This is a genomic window from Shewanella sp. 10N.286.54.B9 (assembly GCF_041468565.1).
GTDB lineage: Bacteria > Pseudomonadota > Gammaproteobacteria > Enterobacterales > Shewanellaceae > Shewanella.
This window is the reverse complement of the sequence record NZ_JBFRIY010000105.1, coordinates 1-253: the sequence shown is the minus strand read 5'-3', so window position 1 is coordinate 253 and position 253 is coordinate 1. Positions and strand designations below refer to the sequence as shown.

General features: G+C 54.2%; 1 protein-coding gene. It reads right to left on the bottom strand.

What is annotated here, in order from left to right; all coding sequences use genetic code 11:
* Nucleotides 1-253: VCBS domain-containing protein (locus tag AB4135_RS22235; RefSeq protein ID WP_371995535.1), on the bottom strand; the 253-nt coding region annotated here is incomplete at both ends.

The window sequence follows — 253 nt, the reverse complement described above, 5'->3', positions numbered from 1 at the left end:
AATTGCTGACTGAAGGCGCCGTGCTCATCGGTGACAGTGACCAAGAAGGTTTCATCGTGCATTTCACCTTGGGCGAGGGCATTAACTAAGGCGTTATCGGCTAAGGTGTAACTCCACACACCAGTGTCAGCGTCAATATCAAAGGTGCCGTAGTCGTTAACTTGGGCGGCAAAACTCCAACTCCAGCTGGCGCCGTTATCGACATCATCGGCGGTTAAGGTGCCGCCAGTCATGAGGTTGCCCGGCTCAGGCA